The 20735-nt window shown below is 56.8% G+C and carries 20 protein-coding genes; 11 read left to right on the top strand and 9 right to left on the bottom strand.

Going from position 1 to position 20735, the window contains the following annotated elements; all coding sequences use genetic code 11:
• Nucleotides 1-18: 18 nt before the first annotated feature.
• Complete coding sequence (gene pepT, locus ACJY2L_RS00955; RefSeq protein WP_209502234.1) at nt 19-1248, bottom strand: peptidase T; 1230 nt, start codon at nt 1246-1248, stop codon at nt 19-21.
• Between the two features lie 129 nt (nt 1249-1377).
• On the opposite strand from pepT, the gene ACJY2L_RS00950 reads away from it, so the two are divergent.
• Entirely contained in the window at nt 1378-2970 is a 1593-nt protein-coding gene (locus tag ACJY2L_RS00950; protein WP_439212088.1) for an ABC transporter substrate-binding protein, read from the top strand.
• Between the two features lie 108 nt (nt 2971-3078).
• Here ACJY2L_RS00950 and ACJY2L_RS00945 read toward each other — a convergent pair whose 3' ends face one another.
• Nucleotides 3079-3999 carry a LysR family transcriptional regulator gene (locus ACJY2L_RS00945; RefSeq protein ID WP_209502055.1) on the bottom strand — a complete coding sequence of 307 codons (921 nt, stop codon included), beginning with the start codon at nt 3997-3999 and terminating at the stop codon, nt 3079-3081.
• Nucleotides 4000-4149: 150 nt separating this feature from the next.
• On the opposite strand from ACJY2L_RS00945, the gene ACJY2L_RS00940 reads away from it, so the two are divergent.
• Together ACJY2L_RS00940 and ACJY2L_RS00935 are read left to right on the top strand one after the other, a co-directional pair.
• Nucleotides 4150-5574, top strand: coding sequence for a M20 family metallopeptidase (locus ACJY2L_RS00940; protein ID WP_439212087.1), 1425 nt, complete (start codon nt 4150-4152; stop codon nt 5572-5574).
• A complete protein-coding gene (locus ACJY2L_RS00935; protein WP_439212086.1) occupies nt 5571-6839 on the top strand; it encodes an MFS transporter in 1269 nt (422 codons plus the stop codon). The genes ACJY2L_RS00940 and ACJY2L_RS00935 overlap by 4 nt, the downstream gene beginning before the upstream one ends.
• A gap of 40 nt (nt 6840-6879) precedes the next feature.
• On the opposite strand, the gene aldA is transcribed toward ACJY2L_RS00935, so the two are convergent.
• Both aldA and ACJY2L_RS00925 read right to left on the bottom strand, forming a co-directional pair.
• The gene (gene aldA / locus ACJY2L_RS00930; protein WP_187487701.1) at nt 6880-8319 is read right to left on the bottom strand and encodes an aldehyde dehydrogenase; all 1440 of its coding nucleotides are present in this window, start codon (nt 8317-8319) and stop codon (nt 6880-6882) included.
• A 1-nt stretch (nt 8320) separates the two neighbouring features.
• Nucleotides 8321-8701 carry a hypothetical protein gene (locus ACJY2L_RS00925; RefSeq protein WP_439212085.1) on the bottom strand — a complete coding sequence of 127 codons (381 nt, stop codon included), beginning with the start codon at nt 8699-8701 and terminating at the stop codon, nt 8321-8323.
• On the opposite strand from ACJY2L_RS00925, the gene rhaT reads away from it, so the two are divergent.
• Nucleotides 8701-9735: an L-rhamnose/proton symporter RhaT gene (gene rhaT, locus ACJY2L_RS00920; RefSeq protein ID WP_187485985.1), complete on the top strand. Its 1035-nt coding sequence runs from the start codon at nt 8701-8703 to the stop codon at nt 9733-9735. The two genes, ACJY2L_RS00925 and rhaT, sit on opposite strands and share 1 nt — an antisense overlap.
• Nucleotides 9736-9752: 17 nt before the next feature.
• On the opposite strand, the gene rhaR is transcribed toward rhaT, so the two are convergent.
• Together rhaR and rhaS are read right to left on the bottom strand one after the other, a co-directional pair.
• On the bottom strand, nt 9753-10622 hold the full coding sequence (gene rhaR / locus ACJY2L_RS00915) for an HTH-type transcriptional activator RhaR (protein ID WP_439212084.1): 870 nt from the start codon (nt 10620-10622) through the stop codon (nt 9753-9755).
• A 12-nt stretch (nt 10623-10634) separates the two neighbouring features.
• Nucleotides 10635-11459, bottom strand: coding sequence for an HTH-type transcriptional activator RhaS (gene rhaS / locus ACJY2L_RS00910; protein ID WP_439212648.1), 825 nt, complete (start codon nt 11457-11459; stop codon nt 10635-10637).
• Between the two features lie 283 nt (nt 11460-11742).
• On the opposite strand from rhaS, the gene rhaB reads away from it, so the two are divergent.
• The 4 genes from rhaB to rhaM are packed head-to-tail and all read left to right on the top strand — an operon-like array spanning nt 11743 to nt 15624.
• Nucleotides 11743-13215: a rhamnulokinase gene (gene rhaB / locus ACJY2L_RS00905; protein ID WP_439212083.1), complete on the top strand. Its 1473-nt coding sequence runs from the start codon at nt 11743-11745 to the stop codon at nt 13213-13215.
• Entirely contained in the window at nt 13212-14468 is a 1257-nt protein-coding gene (locus ACJY2L_RS00900) for an L-rhamnose isomerase (RefSeq protein ID WP_439212082.1), read from the top strand. The genes rhaB and ACJY2L_RS00900 overlap by 4 nt, the downstream gene beginning before the upstream one ends.
• A 9-nt stretch (nt 14469-14477) precedes the next feature.
• The gene (gene rhaD / locus ACJY2L_RS00895; RefSeq protein WP_067430730.1) at nt 14478-15320 is read left to right on the top strand and encodes a rhamnulose-1-phosphate aldolase; all 843 of its coding nucleotides are present in this window, start codon (nt 14478-14480) and stop codon (nt 15318-15320) included.
• Nucleotides 15310-15624, top strand: a complete 315-nt coding sequence (gene rhaM / locus ACJY2L_RS00890) for an L-rhamnose mutarotase (RefSeq protein ID WP_439212081.1) — start codon at nt 15310-15312, stop codon at nt 15622-15624. The genes rhaD and rhaM overlap by 11 nt, the downstream gene beginning before the upstream one ends.
• Before the next feature lie 13 nt (nt 15625-15637).
• On the opposite strand, the gene ACJY2L_RS00885 is transcribed toward rhaM, so the two are convergent.
• Nucleotides 15638-16294 (bottom strand): TetR/AcrR family transcriptional regulator, encoded by a 657-nt coding sequence (locus tag ACJY2L_RS00885; RefSeq protein WP_187485981.1) that lies wholly within the window; start codon nt 16292-16294, stop codon nt 15638-15640.
• Between the two features lie 300 nt (nt 16295-16594).
• Between ACJY2L_RS00885 and bhsA the strand changes: the two genes are divergently transcribed.
• Nucleotides 16595-16852: a multiple stress resistance protein BhsA gene (gene bhsA / locus ACJY2L_RS00880; protein WP_439212080.1), complete on the top strand. Its 258-nt coding sequence runs from the start codon at nt 16595-16597 to the stop codon at nt 16850-16852.
• A gap of 32 nt (nt 16853-16884) precedes the next feature.
• The gene (locus ACJY2L_RS00875; RefSeq protein ID WP_067430720.1) at nt 16885-17139 is read left to right on the top strand and encodes a DUF1471 domain-containing protein; all 255 of its coding nucleotides are present in this window, start codon (nt 16885-16887) and stop codon (nt 17137-17139) included.
• Between the two features lie 39 nt (nt 17140-17178).
• Here ACJY2L_RS00875 and ACJY2L_RS00870 read toward each other — a convergent pair whose 3' ends face one another.
• Together ACJY2L_RS00870 and ACJY2L_RS00865 are read right to left on the bottom strand one after the other, a co-directional pair.
• Complete coding sequence (locus ACJY2L_RS00870) at nt 17179-18363, bottom strand: sugar transporter (RefSeq protein ID WP_439212079.1); 1185 nt, start codon at nt 18361-18363, stop codon at nt 17179-17181.
• 256 nt (nt 18364-18619) lie between these two features.
• Nucleotides 18620-18877, bottom strand: a complete 258-nt coding sequence (locus ACJY2L_RS00865; protein ID WP_439212078.1) for a hypothetical protein — start codon at nt 18875-18877, stop codon at nt 18620-18622.
• 583 nt (nt 18878-19460) lie between these two features.
• Here ACJY2L_RS00865 and ACJY2L_RS00860 point away from each other — a divergent pair.
• Complete coding sequence (locus ACJY2L_RS00860; protein WP_439212077.1) at nt 19461-20615, top strand: MFS transporter; 1155 nt, start codon at nt 19461-19463, stop codon at nt 20613-20615.
• Nucleotides 20616-20735 lie beyond the last annotated feature (120 nt).

Here is a 20735-nt window from a genome sequence, read left to right as displayed (position 1 = left end):
CGAAAGCCGCCCCTTTATTCAGTCACGCGCCGCCAGCAGGCAGAGTTTCTCCGCCACTTCATAAGATTTCACAAACGAAGGCACCGGCAGGAACTCAAATTTTGAGTGAAAATTATGCGCGCCGGTGAAGAAGTTCGGCGTTAACAGGCCCTTTGCCGACAGCGCTGCGCCGTCGGTGCCGCCCCGCATGGGAATCACTTTTGGCGCGATCGCCAGCTCATCCAGCGCGGTAAACAGCAGGTCGATGGCACGGCGATCGTCGCCGAGCGCATTACTGATATTGCTGTAGGTGTCGCTGATGCTGACCTCGACCTTACCGGTGGGATACGCAGCGGCAATGTCACTGGCAACGCGCTCAATCTGTTTTTTGCGCTCGGCAAACTGTGCCAGATCGAAATCACGCACCGAGGCTTTTAACCGCGCTTCGCTGGCGTTGGCCTGCAAGTCGTTGAACCAGGTATAGCCTTCACGGCCTTCGGTATGTTCCGGTGTCTGATAGCGGTCAAACTGACTGATAAAGTCATGGGCCATCAGCAACGGGTTAACCAGTACGCCTTTGCCCGACATCGGGTGGGCGGTGACGCCGGTAAACACAATCTGCGCGGCAGCGGCATTGAAGTTTTCATAAACCACTTCGCCCAGTTCGCAGCAGTCGATGGTGTAGGCGAAATCGACGTTAAAGCGCGTCTCCAGATCCAGCGCTTTGGCGCCGCGCAGGCCGATCTCTTCATCGGGAACAAACGCCACCACGATGTCGCCGTGATCGCCCTGTAGCCGCTCCATCAGGGTCATCACTACGGTGACCGCCGCTTTGTTATCGGCGCCCAGTACGCTGGTGCCGTCGCTGAAAATGATCTCCTGCCCTTCATAGGCGAGGATTTCCGGGTGCTGCGCGGTGCGCAACCAGATGTCCTGCTGCGGATTAAGGCAAACGTCATCGCCGTGAAAGACGATCTTCTGCGGAAAAATATCGGGCGACAGGCCAACGTCAACGGTATCGATATGCGCAATAAAACCGATGCGCGGCGCGTTCGGCTTCGTCCCAGGCTTGAGTGCGGTCACGGTGGCGTGACGATCGATGACCACATTGTGCAGACCCATGGCGTTGAGTTCATCGGCGAGCAGCTGGGCCATCTGATGCTGCTGTGGCGTGCTGGGCAGCTCGGTTGCGCTGGCATCGCTCTGGCTGCTGACGGCCAGATAGCGAAAAAAACGTTGCGTAAGGGTAGCGGCAAGATTATCAGTCATCATTTTTCCTTATAGATAGCACGCCAGAAATGTTCTGCGACGCGGCGATTTCATGTTATTTATTAAAAAGATGTGAATTTCATTTACCAACCGTAACGAGCGGAAGTCAAATAAAAAGCGAGGATCGGCATGAAAAAAAGAGGTCGTTTTGCCCTGGCGGCGTTGGTGATGGCGCTGGCGGGAAGTGCATCAGCGAAAACGCTGGTCTGGTGTTCTGAAGGTTCACCGGAGAACTTCAACCCGCAGCTTTATACCTCCGGCACCAGCGTTGACGCCAGCGCCGTACCGGTGTTCAACCGGCTGGTCGATTTTAAAACCGGTACCACTGAACTGCAGCCAGGCCTGGCGGAACGCTGGGATATCAGCGCAGACGGCACGGTGTATACCTTTCATCTGCGTCATGGTGTGAAATTCCACAGCAACAAGCTGTTTAAGCCGAGTCGCGATTTTAACGCCGACGACGTGATCTTTTCGTTTATGCGTCAGATGGACCCCAAAAATCCCTACCACAACGTCTCCAGCGGCAACTACTCCAATTTTGAAAGTCTGGAATTTGGTTCGCTGATCAAGAAAATTGAGAAGGTCGACGATCACAGCGTGCGCTTCACGCTGGCGCATGCCGAAGCGCCGTTCCTCGCCGATCTCGCCTGGTATTTTGCCTCTATCCACTCCGCGGAATATGCCGATGCGATGCTGAAGGCGGGCACGCCGGAGAAGGTCGACAGCGATCCGATCGGCACTGGGCCGTTTGAACTGGTGCAGTACCAGAAAGATTCACGCATTCTCTATCGCGCCTTTCCGCAGTACTGGCAGGGCAAAGCGAAGCTCGATCGGCTGATCTTCTCCATCACGCCCGATGCGTCGGTGCGCTACGCCAAGCTCGAGAAAAACGAATGCCAGGGCATGCCGTTCCCCAATCCTGCCGATCTGCCGCGCATGAAAGAGAACCCGGATATTAAGCTGGTACAGAAGGCGGGGCTGAACACCGGATTCCTGTCGTTTAACACGCAGAAAGCGCCGCTGGATAATGTCAAAGTGCGCCAGGCGTTGACCATGGCGATCAACAAACCGGCGATCATTGAGGCCGTATTCAAGGGCACCGGGACGGTGGCTAAAAATATCCTGCCGCCGGGCGTCTGGAGCGCCGATCAGGCGCTGAAAGATTACGACTACGATCCGGAAAAGGCCAGAGCGCTGTTAGCCGAAGCGGGCATCAAACCTGGCACCACCATTGCGCTGTGGGCGATGCCGGTGCAGCGTCCTTACAATCCCAATGCACGCCGCATGGCGGAGATGATTCAGTCAGACTGGGCCAAAGTGGGCATCAAAGCCAATATCGTGACCTATGAATGGGGCGAATACCTGAAGCGCGTGAAGAGTGGTGAACATCAGGCCGCGCTGATGGGCTGGACCACCGCAACCGGCGATCCCGATAACTTCTTTGGCCCGCTCTACAGCTGCACCTCAGCCAACGGCGGATCGAACTCATCAAAATGGTGCTATCAGCCATTTGAAAAGCTGATTACCACCGCGCGCGCCGAACAGGATCACAACAAACGTATCCAGCTCTACACCGAAGCGCAGCAGATCATGCATGACCAGGCGCCCGCGGTGATGATCGCCCATTCAACCATATTTGAACCGGTACGCAAAGAGGTTACCGGCTACGAAGTGGATCCGTTTGGGAAGCATATTTTCTATCAGGTTGATATCGCAAAATAAGCATCACGCTGTTTTGTCAGTGATTTGTGCGTGACAACGTCACGTTGAGTCTCCGCACGGCCCGTCGCTTCCGGCGGGCCGTTTATCATTGACGCCACGTCTCAATCATCATGCATCCTGCCACATCGGCTGGATGCGCTGATTCTGTCGGGTGATCTCTTCGCAGACAAAATCGAGCCACAGCGCCAGCGCTGCGCTGCGGCGGCGGCCTGTCGGCGTCTGCACCTGCAAGGTTCGCTGGCTGAGCTGGTTAATACCAATCGATTTCAGCGCCAGCCTGTCGGTCTGGTAAAGCACGGTGAACTGGCTGCACAGCGTCAGCGCGCCGGGCGTGTTGAGCAGGAAGTGCCACAATGTGGCAAAACTGTCGCAGGTCAGCACCGGCTCGATAAAAATACCGTTCATATGGCAGGTCAGGTCAAACAGCTGACGCACCGTCGATCCTTGCTGCGGCAGGGCCACCGGATAATGGCTGAGGTCGGCAAGGCCGATTGCCGCACCGGCCAGCGGATGCTGTTGTTGCATCGCCAGCAACACCGGGGCGGGCCAGCTTGCTACCACGTCAACGGCGCGCTCCGGTTGCAGGCTGAACTGAAACGCCACGTCGCATTCACCTTCGCGAATCAGCCCTGCCACCGTGCTGCTGCTGGCAATCTGCAGGCTGAAGGTGACCGCGGGATTTTGCAGACGAAAGCGCGCCATCAGCGTCGGCAGCAGATCAAACGCCATGCCATCGGTGCAGGCGATGCGAATCAGGGCGCGGCGTACCGCATTCAACCCTTTGATTTCCGCCACTGCCAGCTCCATCTCCAGCATGTTCCTGCGGACGTGATGGGCAAAAATCTCACCCGCCTCATTCAGAATCATGCCGCGCGGATGACGTTCAAACAGCGGCGCGCCAACCTGCTGCTCAAGCCGCTGAATCTGGCGGCTGATGGCCGAAACCGCCACATAAAGTTGCTGACTGGCGGCGCTGAGCGAGCCGGTGCTGGCGACGGCAAGAAAATAACGAATCTCCGTACTGAGCATGATGTTGCCCCCCGCTGGTGCATGCCTTGTAACAGGGCACTATACCTTTGCTTTTAAAGCAACGCTTGTTTGTTTATTTGATAATTGTGGCAAAGCGATTAATTGGCTTAGATGGAATGAAACCATTCACAGCGTGCAGGAAGAGAGCCAATGACAGCAGAACAGGTAAGTGAACAGGCCGCCGCCTGGTTTGACCGGGGTGAATTTCGTGAAGTGCTGGCGCGTCGGGTGGCGATGGCAACCGAAAGCCAGCGCAGCGATCGTCAGGCGCAACTGCGCGCCTATCTGCATCAGGAGATTGCGCCGTCGCTGGTGGAAATGGGCTTTACGCTGCACTGGCTGGAGAATGCTGAGGCAACGCACTGCCCGTTTCTGGTGGCGCGACGCCGTGAGAATGATGCATTGCCGACGATGCTCTGTTACGGCCACGGCGACGTGGTGTTTGGCGACGATGAGAACTGGCGCAGCGGCCTGACGCCATGGCAGCTTAGCGAAGAGGGCGATCGCTGGTATGGCCGTGGCAGCGCCGATAACAAAGGGCAGCACAGCGTAAACATCGCCGCGCTGCAGCAGATTTTTCAGGCGCGCGGCGGCCATCTGGGTTTTAACTGCACCTTGCTGTTCGAGATGGGCGAAGAGATCAGCTCACCAGGCCTGGCAGCGCTGTGTCAGCAGCATGGCGAGCTGCTGCAGGCCGATCTGTTCATCGCCTCTGACGGCCCGCGCGTGAATGCCGAACGACCCACGCTGTTTTTAGGCTCGCGCGGCTGCGTCAATTTCCAGCTGAGCATCAACGCGCGGGATAACGCCTGTCATTCGGGCAACTGGGGTGGCCTGCTGAGTAATCCTGCCACTCAACTGGCTAACGCTATCGCTTCGCTGGTTAATCAGCAGGGACAACTGCAGGTGACGGCGCTCAAGGCGCCGCCGGTGAGCGCGGCGGTGCGCGACATCCTGAGTGACATTATCGTGGCCGGAAATCCTGGCGATCCGCAAACTGATATAACCTGGGGAGAAGCGGGACTCAGCCAGAGCGAGCGGCTCTATGCGGCCAACACGCTGGAGGTGCTGTCCATGGTCGCCGGCAACCCGCAACGACCAATGAACGCCATTCCGCCCACGGCAACGGCGGTGTGCCAGCTGCGGTTTGTGGTCGGCACCGACTGGCAAAATCTGGTCAGTCATTTGCAGGCGCATCTGGTGGCGCACGGTTTTCCGCAGGTTGAGGTGACTTTTCTGCGCGGTTCACCGGCCACGCGCCTCGATCCCACTGACCCGTTGGTGGACTGGACGCTGGCGATCATGGCAGAGAGCAGCGGCAAAAAACCGGCGCTGTTGCCTAACCTCGGCGGCTCGCTGCCCAATGATGTGTTTGCTGATATCCTCGGTCTGCCGACGCTGTGGATCCCGCACTCCTATCCCGCCTGCGGCCAGCACGGCGTCAATGAACACATGCTGAAATCGATCGCCCGCGAAGGCCTGCTGATCATGACCCGGCTGCTGTGGCAGCTGGGCGAGCAGGGCAATGCGATTATCGCCCGTCATCGTGCCCATCGCACGCCGGAGGCAAAATGAGCAGCCTGGTTGCCAGTGAAACACAGATAAAGCCCAATCTGCACAAAACGCTGTTTGCCACCTGCATTGGCAACGCGCTGGAGTGGTTTGATATTGCGGTTTACGGCTTTTTTGCCAGCTATATCGCTCACGCCTTTTTCCCCACTGCCGATGCGTCGGTTTCGATGCTGCTGACCTTCGGCAGCTTTGGCGTTTCGTTTTTGATTCGGCCGCTGGGTGCCATCGTGCTCGGCGCTTACGCCGATCGCGCCGGACGCAAAAATGCGCTGCTGCTTTCGCTCAGTTTGATGATGCTGGGCGGCGCAATGATCACCTGTATGCCTGGCTATGCCACGATTGGGCTGGCAGCACCGTTGCTGATTCTGCTGGCGCGCCTGATTCAGGGCTTTTCAGCCGGGGGCGAATTTGGCAGCTCCACTGCCTTTCTGGTGGAGCACTTTCCGGAACGCAAAGCCTTTATTGCCAGCTGGCAGTTTGCCACCCAGGGCGCCAGCACGCTGATGGCCTCGGCGTTTGGACTTGGTCTGACGCAGCTGTTAAGTGAGGCGGATATTCAGCAGTGGGGCTGGCGCATTCCCTTTGCCTTCGGCCTGCTGATTGGGCCGGTGGGCCTCTATATTCGTCGGCATGTGCAGGAGCCCGCCAGCTTTAAAAAGGCGGAGAAAAGCGCCGCGCCGCTGAAAACGCTGATCGGGCAGCAAAAAGAGCTGATGCTGCTGGCCATCGGGCTGATGGTGGTCTCTACCGCCATTAACTACATGCTGAACTATGTGCCAACCTACGCCACCAAAAATTTACACCTCTCCAGCTCCGTGGCCTTTTCTGCCACCCTGCTGGCGGGGATTATCTTAACCGTGGTGACACCGTTGATGGGGCTGTGGGCTGAGAAAATTGGTCGTGCGCCGCTGATGTGGGGCGCGCTCGGGCTGTTGATTCTGACCATCTATCCCGCGTTTGCGATGGTGGTAAATCACACCACGCCGCTGACCCTGATGCTGATGGTGGGCTGGCTGGCACTGCTCAAATCGGTCTATTTCTCTACCGTGCCTTCGGTCATGGCCGATCTGTTTCCGATTCATACGCGCGCCAGCGGCATGGCGATCAGCTATAACGTTGCGGTCACCGTGTTTGGTGGCTTCGCGCCGCTGATTTGTACCCTGTTGATCAGCGCAACCGGTACCAGCCTGGCACCGGGCTATTATTTGATGATGGTCGCGGTATTGAGTGGCGTCGCGCTGTTCCGCAGCCGCCAACGCATGGCATAAGCCGCAACCCGCCAGCGTGATGCTGGCGGGTTGGGAAAGGTTAGCTGAACTGCAGATAGGCAACGTGGGTTTGCAGATACTCTTCCAGCCCGTGACGGCCATCAGCGCCGCCAATGCCTGACTTACGCCAGCCGGCGTGGAACCCCTGCATCGCCTCAAAGTTCTCGCGGTTGACGTAGGTTTCACCGAACTTCAGCTTGCGCAGCGCGGTCATGGCGGTATTCAGATCGCGGGTATAGATCGATGAGGTCAAACCATATTCACAGTCGTTGGCCCAGGCGATCGCCTGATCCAGCGTTTTGAAGGTAGTCACCGGCAGCACCGGCCCAAAAATCTCCTCGTGCATGATCGCCATCTCCTGACGAACGTGGCTGAGCAGCGTTGGCTGGAAAAAATAGCCGGTGTTGCCTGCACGCTGACCGCCCAGCACCACCTGTGCCCCGTCGGCTACCGCCTCAGCAACTTTTTGCTCAACGCGCTCAAGGGCGGCGGCATTGATCAGCGGCCCCATATCCAGCTGCTGTTGCTGCGCCGGATCGCCAAAGGTTACTGCGCGAAATGCCTCGGTCAGGCGCGCCATTAACGTATCGTAGATGCCTTCCTGAACATAGAGGCGCTCCACGCAGTTACAGACCTGTCCACTGTTGATCATGCGCGATGCCACAATGGCCTTCACCGCCAGATCGATATCAGCATCGTTCATCACAATGGCCGGGGCCTTGCCGCCTAATTCCAGCGACACCTTGGTGACATTCTTCGCCGCCGCTTCCATCGTGGCAATACCTGCGTTAACGCTGCCGGTGAGGCTAACCATGCCCACTTTCGGGTTGGCTGCCAGCTCCTGGCCGACGACCGGGCCGTAACCAAAGACGATATTCAACACGCCCGCGGGCAGGCCAATCGCGTCGATGATTTCAGCAAAAATTACCGCGTTCAGCGGCGTGACTTCGCTCGGTTTGATCACGATGGTATTGCCAGTAATCAGCGCTGGCGCTGCTTTACGGGCGATCAGGAAGAATGGGAAGTTCCACGGCAGAATACCGGTGGTGACGCCAATCGCTTTCTTAAACACAAAAATGTTTTCGTTGGGACGATCGCTGTTGACGATTTCGCCCTCATAGCGCCGCGCCCACTCGGCCATGTAGTCGAGATAATCGGCGGTAAACAGCACTTCGGTTTGCGCTAACCCCTGCGTTTTGCCGCCTTCGGCGACAATGGTGGCGGTGAGTTCTGCCTCACGCTGACGGATACCGTCGGCGATTTTATGCAGCCAGACGCCACGCTGAACCGCAGGCAACGCTTCCCATGCCTCCTGGGCCTGTTCGGCGGCATCAATCGCGCGCTGCACATCCTCTTTGCTGCCTTCCGGTACCTGAGCAATCAGCTGTTCGGTGGCGGGATTGATTACGTCAATCCATTTGCCGCTGCGGTGTTCGGTGAACTCACCGTTGATGTACATATTTTTCTGAATTGTTGCCATGTTAGCGTTCTCCGTAAAACAGGATGTTATAAGGCTGAGGTGAAGTAGTAACTACCGGGGAAGTTCGCTTACTCCAGCCTGAAACACCTTTTTCTGAGTGCCAGCTTTGACGCCTTAATGGCAACAATGGCAATAATGAGCAGCCGAAGGCAACAAAATTACAAAAATCCTTGAAAATAATGTATTTAGGCTGCATGCGGGCAAAAAAGAGGAGAAAAACAGATTTGTGATCGCGGTCTGTGGCACCCCCTGAATATTGCCAGAGCGCTGCGGTTGCAGGCAGCCACTCAAAGGAGGCCAGGATCGGGCTCGCCGTACACTCCTTCGTATCCGGGCAGGGGCCCGGCATCCCGTTGGCCTTAACCTTACGAAGGAATAACAATGAACAGTGCCATTATCGCCGGAATCTGCTGGCATCTGGTGGGGGCCGCCAGTGCCGCCTGCTTTTATGCCCCTTTCAAACAGGTAAAAAGATGGTCGTGGGAAACCATGTGGTCGGTGGGCGGCATTACCTCCTGGCTGATTCTGCCGTGGGCGGTGAGCGCGGTGCTGCTGCCAAACTTTTGGGCTTACTACGCCTCCTTTAGCCTGTCGCAGCTGCTGCCGGTGTTTCTGTTCGGCGCGATGTGGGGCATTGGCAACATCAATTATGGTTTGACCATGCGCTATCTTGGCATGTCGATGGGCATTGGCATCGCAATCGGCGTGACGCTGGTGGTCGGCACGCTGATGACGCCGCTGCTGCAGGGGCGCTTTATGGAGCTGTTTGCCTCCACCGGAGGCCGGATGACGCTACTCGGCGTATTTGTGGCGGTGATCGGCGTGGCCATTGTGTCACGCGCCGGTTTGCTGAAAGAGCGGGCGCTGGGCATCAACGCTGAAGAGTTCAACCTGAAGAAAGGGTTGGTGCTGGCGGTAATGTGCGGCTTTTTCTCAGCCGGTATGTCCTTTGCCATGGATGCGGCAAAGCCGATGCATGACGCTGCAGCACAGCTGGGTATCGACCCACTGTATGTCGCGTTGCCAAGTTATGTGGTGATCATGGGCGGTGGGGCGATCGTCAACCTCGGCTACTGCTTTATCCGTCTGGCCACTAAATCATCGCTGTCGGTGAAGGCTGATTTCTCAGTGGCAAAACCGCTGCTGATCGCTAATGTGCTGTTTGCCACGCTGGGCGGCCTGATGTGGTACCTGCAGTTTTTCTTTTACGCCTGGGGCCATGCAAAAATTCCACCGCAGTATGACTTTGTCAGCTGGATGCTGCACATGAGCCTGTACGTGCTCTGCGGTGGCCTGGTTGGGCTGTTGCTGAAAGAGTGGAAATCGGCGGGCCGTCGTCCGGTTGGCGTGCTGTCGCTGGGATGTGTAGTGATTATTATTGCGGCCAATATCGTTGGGCTGGGTCTGGCAGCGTAGTGCAACGGCGGTGCGCGTCAGGGCGCGCCCGCCTCGCTGATGATGGCGCTACTGGCAGGATGAAAGCGTTGCCGCCAGGCGCTGGGTGTCAGGCCGGTTTCGCGGGTAAACACCACGGAGAAATAGTTACTGTCATCAAAACCGCAGCGCGCGGCCACTTCGCCAATCAAACAGCTGCTGGTGCGCAACAGATATTTCGCCTGGCAGAGTTGCAGCTGACGAATGTAATGGCCAATGCTCATGCCGGTTTGCTGGCGAAACAGTTGCTTCAGACCGCGCTCACTGAGGCGGTTCTGCTGGCAGAACAGCGTCAGGTCAAAAGGTCGACTGCCGTGTCCCTGAATCGCCGCCACTAGCAGATCCAACTGTTCACTTTCCGGCAAGGCCCGGCTGCCATCCGCAACATAGCGGTGACGCCGCAGAATCAACGCCAGCTGCAGAAACAGCGCTTCAGCCAGTTGCACCGAAAGCCGATCGGTTTTGCGGCTTTCGCGCTCCAACTGAACCAGCACGCCGCGCGCTAATGTCATGCCGCGGGTAGTCAGCCGCCATGATGCTGATTGATCTGGGGTTCGAGGTGGCAGCAGCTCACTCCAGTCAAAGCCCAGCGTAAAGCGATCCGGGCAGAACAGAATATTATCCAGCACCAGATCATTAACCGAATCGTAGCTGTGGCAGTCGCCTTCACGCAGATAAAAAATATCGCCGCAGGTGATCAGCCATGGTCGATCGTTTAACACATGCAGGCCATTACCGCGCCAGACAATCACAATCTCCTCAAAGGCGTGTTGATGCGGCGGAAACGAGGGCTGCGGCATGCGTTCAGCCACCGCAACCGACATGGCGGGCGAAGGAAAGTAGTCATCGCGTGACAGGATCAACGGCATTGGGCGCTCCGGTTACAGCATATGCTGCCGCTCAGCGCGGGGCGCGCAGCCAAACTCGCGTTTGAACAGGGTGGAAAAGTGGTTGCTGTCGCCAAACCCGCACTGAAAAGCGATATCAGTAATGCGCGCCTCGCTGTGCCGCAACAGATGGCGCGCCTGCAGCAGCCGCAGCCGGTTGAGATAACGCTGTGGCGTAATGCCGGTTTGCTGTTTCATCTGGCGATGCAGGGTGCGCAGCGACAGCGAGAAACGATCCGCCAGCGCCTCCCAGTCAATCTCTTCGCTGTAGTGATCGTTCAGCCAGTCGAGCAGGCGATGCAGCCGCGCTTCCTGATCGCTGCTCTGCTCATCATGGCGCCCCTGGCGCAGCAATAGCAGCAGCTGCAGAAACAACAGCTCCTGCTGCGCCTGCTTCTCCAGCGAATAGCTCAGCGTCAGCGGCGTCATTTGCGCCACCAGCTGGCTCGCCTGGCTCATCACGCGGTTGCCAATGCGCCAGTGGGAAGGGTAACGGCCATCCTGCTCCTGCGGCAGCAGATCCTGCAATCCGCTGAGAAAGCGAAACGCGTCCGGGCTGCGGTAGAGCACATTGGTCAGATAGAGATTCTCGGTCTGCTCATAAAGATGGCGGTCGTGATCGCGAACAAAGCAGACGCAGCCGCCGCACAGGCTCTGCGGCTGACCATTAAACACGTGAATGCCCGCGCCTTGTTCCACCAGCACGATTTCGTGGAAGTCGTGATGATGCTCGGGAAACGCATCCTGCGGTGCCCGTGGCTCGATAGTGATGGGAAAATCACCGTCGGCGAAAAAGTCTGCGCTGTGCAATATGGTCATCATTGATCCTCCTTTAACAATTCTGCAGCCTATTACGCGACCAAAGAACTTACCTTGAATTTTGAACAGGCTAAGCGCGTATTCAGGCAAAAACTTCAAGAAAGCGCTTAAAAGTGTCAGAAATGCGTGCAGCATCACAGCGGGTTGAAACCTTATTTTGTGAGCTGCTACGCATGCTTCTTTGTAACCTTGCCAACGCGTTACAGGCTCTGGCACTGCGGGCAAGGTGGCCGCACGGCTGAAACGTACACTGATGGCATTGGAACATCAGGAAACTAAAGCCATGACAATACGCAATGTTGTAGCTGTCGATCTCGGCGCCTCCAGTGGGCGGGTGATGCTGACGCGCTATCACCGTGACACCGGTGCGCTCGCCCTGCAGGAGATCCATCGCTTTGCCAACCGGCGGGTGATGCGCGGCGAATATGACTGCTGGGATCTCGACGCGCTTGAGCAGGAGATTCGCGCTGGGCTGGCGATGCTGGATGCGCAGGGTATCGACATCGACAGTATCGGTATCGATACCTGGGGCGTGGATATGGTGCTGCTCGATCAGCACGGCGAGCGGGTGGGTGAAACGGTCTCGTATCGTGATGGCCGCACTCACGGCGTGATGGCGCAGGCGGAGCAGCAGTGGGGACGTGAGGCGCTGTGGCAGCGTACCGGCATTCAGTTTCTGCCGTTTAACACCCTTTGGCAGCTGCGCGCCTTCAGTCAGCGCGAACCGGCGCAGTGCGCCCGGGTCGCCCATGCGTTGATGATTCCCGATTATCTACACTACCGCTTTACCGGCGAAATGAACTGGGAATACACCAATGCCACCACGACCCAACTGATAAATATTCAGAGCGGTGAGTGGGATGAGACGCTGCTGACGTGGGCGGGCGGCAATAAAAGCTGGTTCGGAAAGCCAACCCAGCCGGGTAACACCGTAGGCTACTGGCAAAGCGCCAGCGGCAAAGCGGTGCCGATGATCGCCGTAGCCAGCCACGATACCGCCAGTGCGGTAATGGCTGTACCGCTGGAGCACAGCGATACAGCATGGATCAGTTCCGGCACCTGGTCGCTGATGGGATTTGAAAGCCCACACGCGCATACCGGCGCCGCGGCACTGGCGGCTAACGTGACCAACGAAGGCGGTGTTGAAGGGCGCTACCGCGTGCTGAAAAATATCATGGGCATGTGGCTGTTGCAGCGTATCTGCGATGAGCTGCAGGTCACGGATATTGCCGATCTGGTGAGCGCCGCTGAGGCTGAGCCCGCCTGTCGCAGCCTGATCAATCCCAATGATGAACGTTTTATCAATCCCGTCAGCATGGTACAGGCGATTCAGGATGCCTGCGCCGAACAGGGCATGCCGGTGCCGCAAAGCACCGCGGCGCTGGCGCGCTGCATCTTTGACAGCCTCGCCATGCTGTATCGGCAGGTGCTGGATCAGCTGACGCAGCTGCGCGGCAAACCCTTTAGCCAGCTGCATATCGTGGGCGGCGGCAGCCAGAACCATTTTCTCAATCAGCTCTGCGCCAACCACTGCAATCTGGCGGTACAGGCGGGGCCGGTGGAGGCCTCCACGCTGGGCAACGTCGGCTGTCAGCTGATCGCCCTTGGCGAACTCACCGATCTTCAGGCGCTGCGTCACTGCATCGCCACTAACTTTCCCGTGCACACCGTGCAGCCTCATCCCGAGGAGCACGCTTTAACGTACTGGCAGCGTTTTCAGTCGCTCAGCCAAACCACTAAGGAACTTTGTTTATGACACGGCTTATTGAGCAGGCTTTTGATCTGGCGAAGCAGCGCTTTGCCGCCATTGGCGTCGATGTTGAAGCAGCGATGCAGCAGCTTGATACTCTTCCTGTTTCCATGCACTGCTGGCAGGGCGATGACGTGCGTGGTTTTGAAAATCCTCAGGGTACGTTGACCGGCGGCATTCAGGCCACCGGCAACTATCCGGGCCGGGCCCGCAGCGCGGAAGAGCTGCGCGCCGATCTCGATATGGCGATGTCATTGATTCCGGGCGCCAAGCGGCTGAATCTGCATGCTATCTATCTGGACAGCGATGAGCCGGTAGATCGCGATGTCATCAAACCCGAGCATTTCAGCCGCTGGGTCAGCTGGGCGAAACAGCATCAGATTGGCCTCGATTTTAACCCGACCTGCTTTTCGCATCCGCTGAGCGCCGACGGCTTTACGCTGGCGCATGCCGACGATGCCATTCGCCAGTTTTGGATCGATCACTGCAAGGCGAGCCGCAAAATTTCCGCTTACTTTGGCGAGCAGCTCGGTACGCCATCAGTGATGAATATCTGGGTGCCGGACGGCATGAAAGATCTGACGGTAGACCGGATGGCGCCGCGTCAGCGCCTGCTGGCGGCACTGGATGAGATCATCAGCGAAAAGCTTAACCCGCAGCACCACATTGATGCGGTAGAGAGCAAACTGTTTGGCATCGGCGCCGAAAGTTACACCGTCGGCTCCAACGAGTTCTATTTCGGTTACGCCACCAGTCGCCAGACCGCGCTGACGCTGGATGCCGGGCATTTCCATCCCACGGAAACCATCTCTGACAAAATTTCCACCGCCATGCTCTATGTGCCGCGCCTGCTGTTGCACGTCAGCCGTCCGGTGCGCTGGGACAGCGATCACGTAGTGATTCTGGATGATGAAACGCAGGCGATTGCCAGCGAGATTGTGCGTCAGCAGCTGTTTGACAAAGTGCACATCGGACTCGACTTTTTTGACGCCTCGATCAACCGCATTGCTGCCTGGGTTATCGGCACGCGCAACGCTAAAAAAGCGCTGCTGCGCGCGCTGCTGGAGCCAACCGACCAGCTGCGTCAGCTGGAAATGCAGGGTGACTTCACCAGCCGTTTAGCGCTGCTGGAAGAGCAAAAATCGCTGCCGTGGCAGGCGGTGTGGGAAGCCTGGTGCCTGCGCCACGACGTGCCAGCGGATGCCAGTTGGTTAAGCAACGTCCGTGATTACGAACAACAGATTCTGTCTCAACGTTAAGGATTATCGATGCAAAGCATACTAACTTCGCCTTTTGTACAGGGCATGGTCAAAGCCACCAGTGATATGTGGCTAAAGGGCTGGGACGAACGCAATGGCGGCAACGTCAGCCTGCGCCTGACGGCAGAAGAAGTACAGCCGTGGGCCGCGGATTTTTACGCTGAACCGCGCTGTATTGAATTGAGTCAGCCTGCGCCCGCGCTGGCTAATGACTGGTTTCTGGTCACCGGCTCCGGCAAATTTTTCCGCAACGTGCAGCTCGATCCCGCCGACAGCCTGGCGCTGCTGCAGGTTGACGACAAAGGGCTCTCCTGCAAAGTTCACTGGGGACTGAGTAACGGCGGCGTGCCGACCTCGGAGCTCGCCTCGCATTTTCAGTCACACTGCGTGCGCAAAGCGGTCACCAATGGCCAGGATCGCGTCATCATGCATTGCCATGCCACCAACTTCATGGCGCTGAGCTATGTGGTTGAGCTGGATGCCGCCCGCTTTACCCGCCTGTTATGGGAAGGCAGCACCGAGTGTCTGGTGGTCTTCCCCGATGGCGTTGGCATTCTGCCGTGGATGGTGCCGGGCACCGATGGTATCGGCGCTAAAACCGCCGAGCAGATGCGCTCGCATACGCTGGTGATGTGGCCATTCCACGGCATTTTTGGTACCGGACCAACGCTGGATGAGGCGTTTGGCCTGATTGATACCGCTGAAAAAGCCTCGGAAGTGGTGGTCAAAGTGCTGTCGATGGGCGGCATGCGCCAGGGCATTACTACCGACGAGCTGATTGCGCTGGGCGAACGCTTTAACGTCAAGCCCTGGCAGGCGGCGCTGGACGTAGGGCCGGCACATGGTGCGTAAAGCCTTTGTCATGGAGGTGTTTCCGCACTGCCATGCTGAATATCAGCGGCGTCATTCGCCGATCTGGCCTGAGCTGGCGGAAACGCTGAAGGCGCATGGCGCGCACCATTACGCTATCTATCTCGACGTCGGGCGCAGCCTGCTGTTTGCCAGCGTAGAGATTGAGTCAGAGGCGCGCTGGCAGGCCGTTGCCGAAACCGACGTGTGCCAGCGCTGGTGGGCATCGATGCGAGAGTTGATGGTGTGCAATGCCGATAACAGCCCGGTCAGTCATGAGTTAAAGCCGGTGTTCTGGCTGGAATAAACCCACGGGCCGCTTAGCGGCCCGTTTTTTGATGGCACACGCCGGACAACATCGGCCACAGCTGCATCAGGGTATCGACAATGCCGTCGAGTTCAGCCCGATCGGCACCTTCCCGTGCGCGCACCGACATCCCCTGCAACACGCAGGTCAAATAGCGCGACAGCGCCGCGGTGTCCGTGGCTTCGGCCAGTTCGCCCAACGCTTTACGCTCCTGTAAAAAGGCGTTCAGCGTCGCTTCCTGACTGCGGTGCTTTTTACGCAGCATGTCAGCAATCTCTTCTGAATCGGCCGACAGCGCCGTCGATGTACAGATAAAGAAGCAGCCCGCAGGCTTATCACGATCGGTAAAGCAGGCCGCGGTGGAGCGAAAATAGTTTTCGATACCGGTGGCAACGCCGCTCTCTTTGCATTGCAGGGTGGCATTACGCTGGGCTGAGAACATCTCCACATAGCGCTCCATCACCGCACGGAACAATCCCTCTTTATTTTCAAACTCGGCGTAGAGTGTCGGGGCTTTTGCCCCAGTCGCGGCGACCAAATCGGCCAGCGAAGTGGCTTCATACCCGTGCGCCCAAAACAGTTCCAGTGCGCGATCCAGAGCCTGTTCGCGGTCAAAAAGTTTGGGGCGACCGCGCCCTTTTTTTACTTTTGTTTCCTGCGTAACGCTCATAGATCCTCATTTGGCTGGATGGAGTGTCCAATTAAATTACCGTTCATTAATAAATTAATCAAGAGCAACCGCTGCCGCGTCAGCTGGCTTTGACGCTTTGTGCTCTGTGGGCGTTAAGCTGCCGGGATTGAGTGATGAGATCGGCCCTGCAGGCCTTTTCGTATAAGGGTTTTATTAAATTAACGGTCATTAAAAAATAATATTGACGACAGAGGTGGGGAGGCCTATCATTTAGTTATCGATCGTTAAGTTAATAACGACGGCAACCTGATAACCCTGAAAAATTAAAGAGAGACGACCATGAAAAACGTAAAAATGATCCTTGCTACTATCGCTTTATCTGCCGCTTCATGGGGTGCTTTTGCCGCTGATGTGGTGACCCAGGAACCGGCTCAGCAGCAGGCTATCGGTACCATTTCCGCACAGGGCGGCGCCAACCTGGGCTCGCTGGAAGCACAACTGAATGCCAAAGCGGAAGAAGCGGGCGCAAAATCGTTCCGTATTACTTCTACCAGCGGCCAGAACAACCTGCACGGCACCGCAGTCATTTATCAGTAATCGACGAGTTGAATGAAACGCGAGAGGCGATCATGAAAAGCATTCTGGTAGTGGCGCTGGTTGCATTTGGCATATCACCGCTAACCGGCTTCGCAGCGCAGCAGGGTACACTCAACGAGGCGCAGCGGCCGCAGGTTATCGCGGTCAATGCCACCGGCAGTACGTCTTTGATGTCGCTGGAGAGCCAGCTATCGGGAAAGGCCAACGCGGCAGGAGCCAAATCCTACCGCATGATTTCGACCTCTGGCAGCAGCAGTCTGTATGGCACGGCAACCGTTTATAATTAAGATTGAAAGCAAAGGCTGGCGCCTGCCAGCCTGCTTCATTTATCCGTTGGTTCGCAGTTGCGGATAGCGCCGGAAAATCCACACACACCACAGCAAGCCCACCAGTCCCAGCATCGCGCCAATATTGCCCACATCTGCCATCGCCAGATGAATACTGACCTGATTACCGATCAACGCACCGGCGCCAATGCCGATGTTATAGATGCCGGAAAACAGCGACATCGCCACATCGGTTGCATCCGGTGCCAGTGACAGTACCCGCACCTGCATCGCCAGGCCAATCATCATCATCGCCATGCCCCAAATCACGCACAACGTCATGATCGCACCCGGGTGCGTGGCGGCAAAAAACAGCAAGCCCATGCACAGCACCACCAGCGCAATGGCGCTGATCAGCAGTGCAGACGGGAACTTATTGCCCAGCGTGCTGAAAATGATGCTGCCCAGAATCCCGGCGGAGCCAAACACCAGCAGCAGCAGGGTGGTGAAATTCGCGCCCTGATCCGCCACGCTTTCCATAAAGGGTTCGATATAGCTGTAGGCGGTGTAATGCGCAGTCACCACCAGCGTCACCAGGACATACAGGCTAACCAGCGCCGGTCGGCGAAACAGCATCGGCACGCTGCTCAGGGAACCGGTGTGCTCGCTTGGCAACTTCGGCAGCAGCTTAAGCAGCATCAGCATTAACACCAGCGCGGACAGCCCAATCATGCCAAAGGTGGTGCGCCAGCCCAGCGCCTGGCCGACAATACGACCAATCGGGACGCCAAGCACCATCGCCAGCGCGGTGCCGGTGGCCAGCATGCTCAGCGCCTGGTTTTTTTTGCCCGCAGGCGCCACGCGAATAGCCAGCGAGGCGGTAATCGACCAGAACACCGCATGCGACAGCGCAATCCCAATGCGAGAGACCACCAGCGAAGCAAAGCTCCAGGCAAAGGTCGATAACAGATGGCTGGCCACAAACAGGATAAACAGCAGCGCCAGCAGCAGTCGTCGCTCAACGTTGCGCGTTGCCAGCATCAGCGGCAGTGACATCAGCGCCACAACCCAGGCATAAATGGTCAGCATGATGCCAACGTCAGCGGTTTTCATGGCAAAACTGTCGGCGATATCCGAGAGCAAACCAACCGGTGCAAATTCGGTGGTATTAAAGACAAAGGCAGCCACGGCGAGCAGCACAACGCGCACCCAGGCCTTTTTACGAGAAACAGTAGATGTTTGCATGGCGTTCAATAACTTATAAGAGAAGAGAGACCTTTCGCCGACGCGAAAACCCACCGGACGGAAAGTGATGTCCGTCACAATTTTGAATGAGCTTATTGTGGTCTATCAGGCAGAAAAGTAAAACAGCGGACCGAAAAAAAGGTGAGATTTTGCGGCCTGTCGCGAAAAGCTGATGCGCCGGAGAGGGATCCAGCGCATTTCCAGCCGCGCGTCTTGCGCCTGATCATCACGCGTGACGGCGTGAGCACCAGGGTTATCAGAATTTCGCCATCATGTTCAGGGCCGATTTATTCTGAGTGGTCAGGCTTTTTTTTACCATGATCGGGCAGCATTCATCGCAGGCCATGGCACCCTGATAAAATTTCCGTGCCTGCTGCAGGGCGGCGTTCACAGAATAGAAGGTGCCTAAAAACTGGCGCTGGCTAATTTTTGGCAGCCACGAACAGCCTGATGCGTGGACGACGTGGTTGTCGTTATATCCAGAATTTTTGTTGACGTAATAATATTTACCCATGAAAGGTCACCTCTTTTGCTGTGTTAAGTCAAATCAAGACAATCAGGCTAAATAACTATAGCCGAGAATTTTTTATTAAAAATTAGTGGCGCTGAAAATATTAGAATAGGCGCCTTGTACCTCTTTATACCTCAAATATTCATTTATAAGCGCAGCGATAATATAGCCTGATTTATCCTGATTTGCGTTATGTCTGCATCATAACTTCTTGAAAAAATACTTCTTTAGGATAAATTGCAAAAAGGCCATTAATCATGAATATCAGATTAATCTGCCAATCGGATCCGCTGTAATGAGCTTTCAGGTGAAAATGATTATTATTGACGTCAAGCGCATCAGCCAGTGATCTGACCAGAATGAGCTGATTAAAGCACATTCAGCGCCTTTGCAGAATACACATTACCTCCGCTAAACAAATAAATTGAATTCTTTCAAATAATTTGAACTTATAATTGGTTTTCCATCAGATTATATCGTTGCTGTCAATCAGGGTTTACCCTCTGCCGGGGTTGCATTACTCTGCTGCTCTCCTTTTATAGCCAGAGTCGCGATAGTGCCTGTTCACTCTGTTAAGCCCGGCCTTATGCCAATTTTCCTGCTTGGCGTGGTACAAATCCTGTCATGGGGCGGATCGTTTTATCTACTGGCGGTGATGGCCAGGCCGATTATCGCTGAAACGCACTGGTCGCAGCAGTGGGTTTACGGTGCGCTCTCCACCAGCATTTTGATTTCGGGCCTGCTGGCGCCGTTAACCGGTCGGCTGATCGCCGCAGGCCACGGACGGCGACTACTGGCGGGCAGCGGCATAGTGATGGCGGTGGGGCTGGTGATGATGGGTTTCGCTCATCACTATGCGCTGTTCTTCCTGGCATGGTGCGTGATTGGCGTTGGCATGGCGATGGGGCTCTACGACGCGCTGTTTTCCGTTTTAGGCACGCTGTACGGCGGCCAGGCGCGCAGCATGATTACCGGCATTACGCTGATCTCCGGCTTTTGCACCTCGCTGGTGTGGCCGGGCACGGCGGGTTTGATTCACCTTTTTGGCTGGCGTGACGCCTGCTATCTCTGTGCGCTGCTGTTGTTGATTAGCGTGATTCCCATCTATCTCTACGCGTTGCCTGCCACGTCGGCGGCAGAACGGGCAGCTCGCCCGGCGACCATAACGCGCAGCAGTTCGCTGGCTCCGCAGCTGTTCTGGCTGTTATGCGCCATTTTTACCCTCGCATCGGTGATCATGACCGCGATGTCGCTGCAGCTGATCACGCTGTTGCAGGCGAGCGGATATTCGCTGGCCGCCGCGCTGGGCATCAGCGCCATTCTTGGGCCTTGCCAGGTTGGATCCCGTCTGGTCGACATCGCCTTTCGGCGCGGGCATCCGATCTGGACCGCCTTTTTCTCGGTAGCGCTGGTCGCCATTGGCATCATTGTGTTGGCGATCTGGCCCGGCATGGCGCTGCTCAGCATGCTGCTTTACGGTGCCGGCAATGGCCTGCGGGCGATTGTGCGCGGTACGCTGCCGCTGGCGATGGTGCCGCCGGAGGAGTATGCGCTGGTGGTAGGAAGGATGGCCCGCCCGGCACTGATCGGCCAGGCGCTGACGCCAGTGATTGGCGGTTATGTTTTCGATCGGGCAGGGGCCAGCGCTACACTCTGGCTGTTATGCCTGCTGGCCTTGATTAACGTGCTGTTGGTGCTCGGGTTGAGATACGTGTTGATAGCACGCCGTTCGCCACAATAAGTGCCGACGTGGTGACAACGTCACGCTGTATTCGCTGAGAGCCTGAAAAACAGGCGTTCAGCCAGCATGGCAGCGTCGGCAAAATGGTTATTACGTGCCCCGCACATCTGACCAGCTTCT

It is taken from the genome of Duffyella sp. Ts4, assembly GCF_051851875.1.
Classification (GTDB): domain Bacteria; phylum Pseudomonadota; class Gammaproteobacteria; order Enterobacterales; family Enterobacteriaceae; genus Duffyella; species Duffyella gerundensis.
The sequence above is the reverse complement of the archived record's forward strand: the minus strand, read 5'-3'. Positions and strand labels throughout refer to the sequence as shown.